The sequence below is a fragment of the Paenibacillus sp. 01T422 genome (assembly GCF_056398785.1).
Genome location: NZ_JBFTQB010000505.1, coordinates 1 through 5,541, shown reverse-complemented (window position 1 = coordinate 5,541; position 5,541 = coordinate 1). Strand labels below are relative to the sequence as shown.

At 38.5% G+C, this 5,541-nt stretch carries 4 protein-coding genes and 1 pseudogene; 4 read left to right on the top strand and 1 reads right to left on the bottom strand.

What is annotated here, in order from left to right; all coding sequences use genetic code 11:
* Positions 1–329 precede the first annotated feature (329 nt).
* The 3 genes and pseudogenes from desA to AC1DUA_RS24450 all read left to right on the top strand — a co-directional run.
* Positions 330–1,370 (top strand): annotated as a pseudogene (gene desA, locus AC1DUA_RS24460) (Delta(5) desaturase DesA); the annotation flags it as partial.
* A 72-nt stretch (positions 1,371–1,442) separates the two neighbouring features.
* The gene (locus AC1DUA_RS24455; protein ID WP_477502238.1) at positions 1,443–2,579 is read left to right on the top strand and encodes a sensor histidine kinase; all 1,137 of its coding nucleotides are present in this window, start codon (positions 1,443–1,445) and stop codon (positions 2,577–2,579) included.
* Complete coding sequence (locus tag AC1DUA_RS24450) at positions 2,576–3,175, top strand: response regulator (RefSeq protein WP_477502237.1); 600 nt, start codon at positions 2,576–2,578, stop codon at positions 3,173–3,175. The genes AC1DUA_RS24455 and AC1DUA_RS24450 overlap by 4 nt, the downstream gene beginning before the upstream one ends.
* A 309-nt stretch (positions 3,176–3,484) precedes the next feature.
* On the opposite strand, the gene AC1DUA_RS24445 is transcribed toward AC1DUA_RS24450, so the two are convergent.
* Positions 3,485–3,628 carry a hypothetical protein gene (locus AC1DUA_RS24445; RefSeq protein ID WP_477502236.1) on the bottom strand — a complete coding sequence of 48 codons (144 nt, stop codon included), beginning with the start codon at positions 3,626–3,628 and terminating at the stop codon, positions 3,485–3,487.
* Between the two features lie 624 nt (positions 3,629–4,252).
* Here AC1DUA_RS24445 and AC1DUA_RS24440 point away from each other — a divergent pair.
* Entirely contained in the window at positions 4,253–4,468 is a 216-nt protein-coding gene (locus AC1DUA_RS24440; RefSeq protein WP_477502239.1) for an Imm32 family immunity protein, read from the top strand.
* The last annotated feature ends 1,073 nt before the right edge of the window (positions 4,469–5,541 follow it).

Genomic DNA, 5,541 nt, shown 5'->3' with positions numbered 1-5,541 from the left:
TTGTTATTAACATGCTTTTTTAAACAAAAAAAATCACACATTGAAAAAGGTACCATTACACAAATGATCACTTTTTCAATATGTGAGTTTATGTCAAAGATGTTTATCCCCTAATGATAGCATGCAAAAGTGTGATAAGCAAATTTGTATTTTTCTCCCTTTGCTATATGACATATGTCATACCCTCTACATGATGTTTATGACTGCAACAAACTGCTAGCGATATCTATAATGAAGATAGGATACTACAGCTGATATTCGCTAACAAGTCCTGCGCACCATATCGAGGAGGAAATATACGATGACGCAATCCACGCTAACTCACTTAAAAAAAACAGGTTGCCCCTTATGAAAAATCAAATACGAGGGCTAGTATTAAGCAGCTAATTAACACCTTAGGACCATTATTCGTACTATGGTTAGCTGCGTATCTAAGCCTATCTATATCCTATTGGATCACACTACCGATTACGATCATCGCATCCGGTTTCGTTATACGAACTTTTATCATTTTCCATGATTGTTGTCATCAATCGTTCTTCAAAAGCCGGAGAGCTAACGAAATAATCGGCACGATTACGGGTATCCTTACACTTTTTCCCTATCAGCAATGGAAGAATAGTCATTCTATCCATCATGCATCGAGTGGTAATCTCCAGAAACGTGGAATAGGTGATATGTGGGTACTTACCGTCGATGTATATGCGGCATCTTCCTTATGGGTCCGAATTGCGTATCGGTTATATCGGAATCCATTTATTATGTTCGGACTTGGTCCCGTCTTTTTGTTCCTATTTACGAACCGTTTTAATACGAAAGGTGCAAGACGCAAGGAAAGAATCAGTACTTATATGACGAATGTCTTCATTCTTGCTTTATATGGGGGATTGATCTGGATAATTGGATGGCAGTCGTTTCTTCTGATCCAAGCTCCAATCATGTTCATGGCGGGCTTGATGGGAATCTGGCTATTTTACGTGCAACATCAGTTTGAAGACTCATACTTCGAGAAYGARGATGAGTGGAGTTATGTGAAAGCCGCGGTAGATGGAAGCTCYTACTAYAAGCTGCCSAAGCTTTTGCAATTGATTACTGGAAATATTGGRTTTCATCATGTMCATCATTTGAGTCCRAAAGTGCCAAATTATAATYTGGARAARGCGCATAAYGCRACGCCWCCGCTTCAKAARGCAACGACCATYACAATTGGAACTAGTTTGAAGGCGTTAAGTTTCCGTCTTTGGGATGAGCRTAAYAAAACGTTTGTYGGTTATAAAAATAGTAAACAGGTGCACCTTAAGGAAGATGAGCATGATACTTTTGCTAAAACAATAAAAGTAAAAGTGCGTAAATCGAGCTTGCAAGGGTAGTAAATACATCGTTTCATATTTATGCTAAAATATAAAGCAATCTATGTTGAAGAAAAAGAGGCTAAACGGACTATGCAAAAGTGGTATCAAATTTTTCACAAAAACACCGGTCTTAGTCCGTATGTGTGGGTTGTCTTCTATATCCTCCCTTTTTATTTCATATTTCGTTCTTCGACCCTCTATCACATTGTATTAGGCACAATCATGATTATGGTTTTCTTTAGTTGTTATGTGCTGTCCTTCGTATCGAAAGGATGGATTGTGTACTTTTGGACTAGTATACAAATTATTATTTCGATTATCATGGCTATCGTATTCAGCTATGTGTATTTCTCTCTGTTTTTAGCATTTTTTATTGGCACCATGAAAAGTAAGGCAGGATTTATCACATTGTACTGCATTCATCTAGTAACGACGATTGTTACGATTAACTATGGATTGGTATCGCAAAATCCTGTGTATTTTGACCAATTGCCTTTTATCATTATTAGTGTCATTGCTGTTATTCTCATTCCAGTCACTACGTTCAATCGAAATAGGAGTGAGCAACTCCAAGGACAACTAGAGGATGCAAATAAGCGGATTTCCGAATTGGTAAAACTAGAAGAGCGTCAGAGAATTGCCCGTGACTTACACGATACACTTGGTCAGAAGCTATCATTAATTGGTCTGAAGAGTGATTTGGCTGGGAAATTAATTAGTAAAAATCCAGCCCAAGCACAAATCGAAATCAATGATGTTCGTCAGACGGCTAGAATTGCATTAAAGGAAGTTCGGGAAATCGTAACGCAAATGCGCGGAGCGAGACTAGTGGAAGAGATGTTTCGAATCAAACAGATATTAAAGGCTGCAGAGATTGACCTCATTCTGGAGGGAGATCCAAAGTTAACSAACACRTCCCTGATMAAYGAAAATGTRTTGAGCATGTGTTTGAARGAATCGATYACGAATATTATCAAACATAGCARTGCWACWACGTGTTCGATTTCCATTCAGCCATCACCAAGCGATCTTGTTATCAAGGTTGGGGACAATGGGATTGGCATGACGAAAGAAAGTCTTGTGTTACTTGGAAATGGATTACGAGGCATGAAAGAGCGACTTGAGTTTGTAAACGGTTATATGGAAATTGTCTCAGATCATGGAACAACGATTGTTATTAAAGTGCCGAATGTCATCATACCACCAGAAAGGGAGGTGCGGATATGATCCGAATTGTGATTGCCGAGGACCAACGGATGCTGTTAGGGGCACTTGCATCCTTACTTGATTTGGAAGAGGATATGCAAGTCGTTGGTAAAGCAAGCAATGGCGAAGATGCTGTAAAACTTGTTAAACTGCATAAGCCAGATATTTGTATCATGGATATCGAAATGCCAATAATGAACGGTCTAGACGCGGCCGCGGAGCTAAAAGGATTGGATTGTAAAGTCATTATATTGACCACGTTTGCCCGCTATGGGTATTTTGAAAGGGCCGTGAAGGCAGGTGCCAACGGTTATTTGTTGAAAGATAGCCCAAGCGAGGAATTGGCTACCTCAATTCGGAGTGTGATGGCTGGCAGGAGAATCTATGCCTCAGAGTTAGTAGATGAGACCTATAAGGAAGAAAATCCTTTGACGGAGAGGGAAAAAGAAGTGCTGACCCTGATCGCCGACGGTAAAAATACGAAGGAAATTGCTAGTCATATGTACATTACAAGCGGAACCGTTCGCAACTACATTTCCGTTATTCTTGATAAGCTCAATGTCACTAACCGAATTGAGGCTATTATGCGTTTTAAAGAGAAGGGATGGTTTAAATGACAGGCCCGGTGAATAGGTACCCTAGGCTGGCACTTTGAAAAAAGGTGTTCAGGTTTGTGGGTACCTTTTTGTTWACTATTTGTGTTCAAGCTGAAAATGATGTGAGAGTCACAACGCTGAGTATGAGTGTTTTTCCCAATCCCATCAGCAGTCATTAGTTAATGAAATTATCAACAGGAGCATCGCGCAGAAGTAATAGTGAATTTAATGTCGTTGTAGATGCAACAACAGGTTTAACTATAGAAGCATTTTCTTATCGTTAGAATATGAGCATTTTTATGCAGCAAATACAAGTACATAGTTTAACAGCTAGATGCTTGTCAGCAACATTGCTACGCTAAGAAAGAACGATAGTTCAGCGATTAGGGAGTAGACTGCCGCCGAGGCAGCTGCTCCTTTTGTTGTTAAGCGATCGGACAGAATTGCAGTTACGTCAAAGAAAATGCTTACCATTATTGGATCTCCGAAAGTTTGGGTAAAATCATTTTTTTATAAGTGTGTGGACAGATAATTGGCCAGTTGCACTAACGTTTACTCCATACTTTTGCGGCTATCTTTTCCATTGCATCGTATGCGGCCTGTACCTCATCGGACGCATTCATTTGTCCGCCTTGGATCGTCATGAACATCGGTTCTATGGAATCAGAACTTTGGATGATATAAAGCTGGCGCTTAAGTGCTACGATTCACCAGAAATTTCGGCATATCCTGAAAATAGCGGATGTAGCTATACCGACTACTTCTTTCCTGACGCATTCCACCGAGGAGAGTGATAAACAATAACCAATGGCGAGAAGCAATTCGCTCCTCTGGCTATGTGGAATCTGAAATATACATGACAGTAGCACAGGGAGGCTGAGAATGAATATTGTTAGTAGTAAAAAAAGGATCAAGGCGTATAAACTCCTTGGTCCATTTTTGCAAAGATAGCGTTAGCTTATCAACATGAAGAAATGATTACTACGGTTCTTTTGGAATTAGGGAATAAAATTCCTTTATTAGTAATAGGGAGCTAATTTATCTTGATCCTGAACAATAATATTAAACTTGGGATAAAGCACGAAATGTCGGCGAGTGATGATCACTTTAAGTAGAAATGGATTAATAGGTTTTGCACAGGAATTACTAAGRCTGGCTCATAATGATTTTACAGATGGCAATCATATACAYGTCGATCCTAGCGAAAAAGGATATGCTTCCCAAACAATGGGCTTTTTCTCRATGCCAAACAGTGCTGAGTTAATAATTTCCTGCGGAGATTTTGGGCCRATTGATTCMTATCTGAAAGAGTAAATATATGGGAAGCTACTTTAAGGAATAGCTGGGGAACTAAACTAACGAGGTAATGAGAGTAAAATAAACACACAAGGGAATTACATTAGGTCTCGTTACGTTGTCAGAAGTACGCAATTAAGGAGAGTTAACATGGATGACCATAAAGATATGTATGATTGCCCTCTATTAAATCGTTCACTTCGGATGGGAGATTGCTACGATATCAACGCTGTGGTTGAAAGAATGGTAAAACCGTCAATTCTCCAGTCTTTAGAATCTGAACTTGGTTTTCAAGTTGAAATGTCGAAAGCAGCAAGGGTATGTCTTAACTGCTGTCATTATAACTTCATGAGCTGAGTTTTTCCGTCGATAATAGTTGTTGCGTTGAGCTAACGCAGAAGGATAGCACGGCGGTGAAAATAATACAATCACTACTCGAGGACTGTGTCATACTTTGTTAGTTGATAATAATAAACTATTTGTGGAGAGTTAATATGATTAGAAAATGGGATGATATTTGTTCTCATTATGAACAAATAAGTAGTGAAAGTAACAAATTCATAAGTATTTACAACTTGGTGGTTTCTGTCAGAGATTCTAATTATTCAAATCATATTTACGGATGGACTTCAGTWTATGATWTAAATATTGTACAAAATGAAGTGAATTACCCTTATGAAGGGCCTAACTATTAATAAGACAGYTTGAAAGTWAYAAATTAGAATTTAGATACATTGATACTTATGATGCGAAACGACAATGGAATAGAGTGTATGATGGATGTGATGGATTTAGAAAATTAGAAAAATTCTTTTTTGATTTACATTGGTTTTATCCCGACTTTCAAAGTAATTAGAATTAGTATATCGTGGACCTGAATATGAGAAATATGATTGCACTAACGAAAGAACGATAACGCAAGAAACCAGGGAGCAGCTCGCCATGCGGCAACTGCTCCCTGGTTTCATTAAAGCAATAGATATTTTACATAAAAAGGAATTTTATCCGTAATAACGAATATAAACGAAGAATATGCTTTTACTGTTAGGGGGATGAGCTATGAAGAGAGGAAGGCCGAAGTCACTTATAAT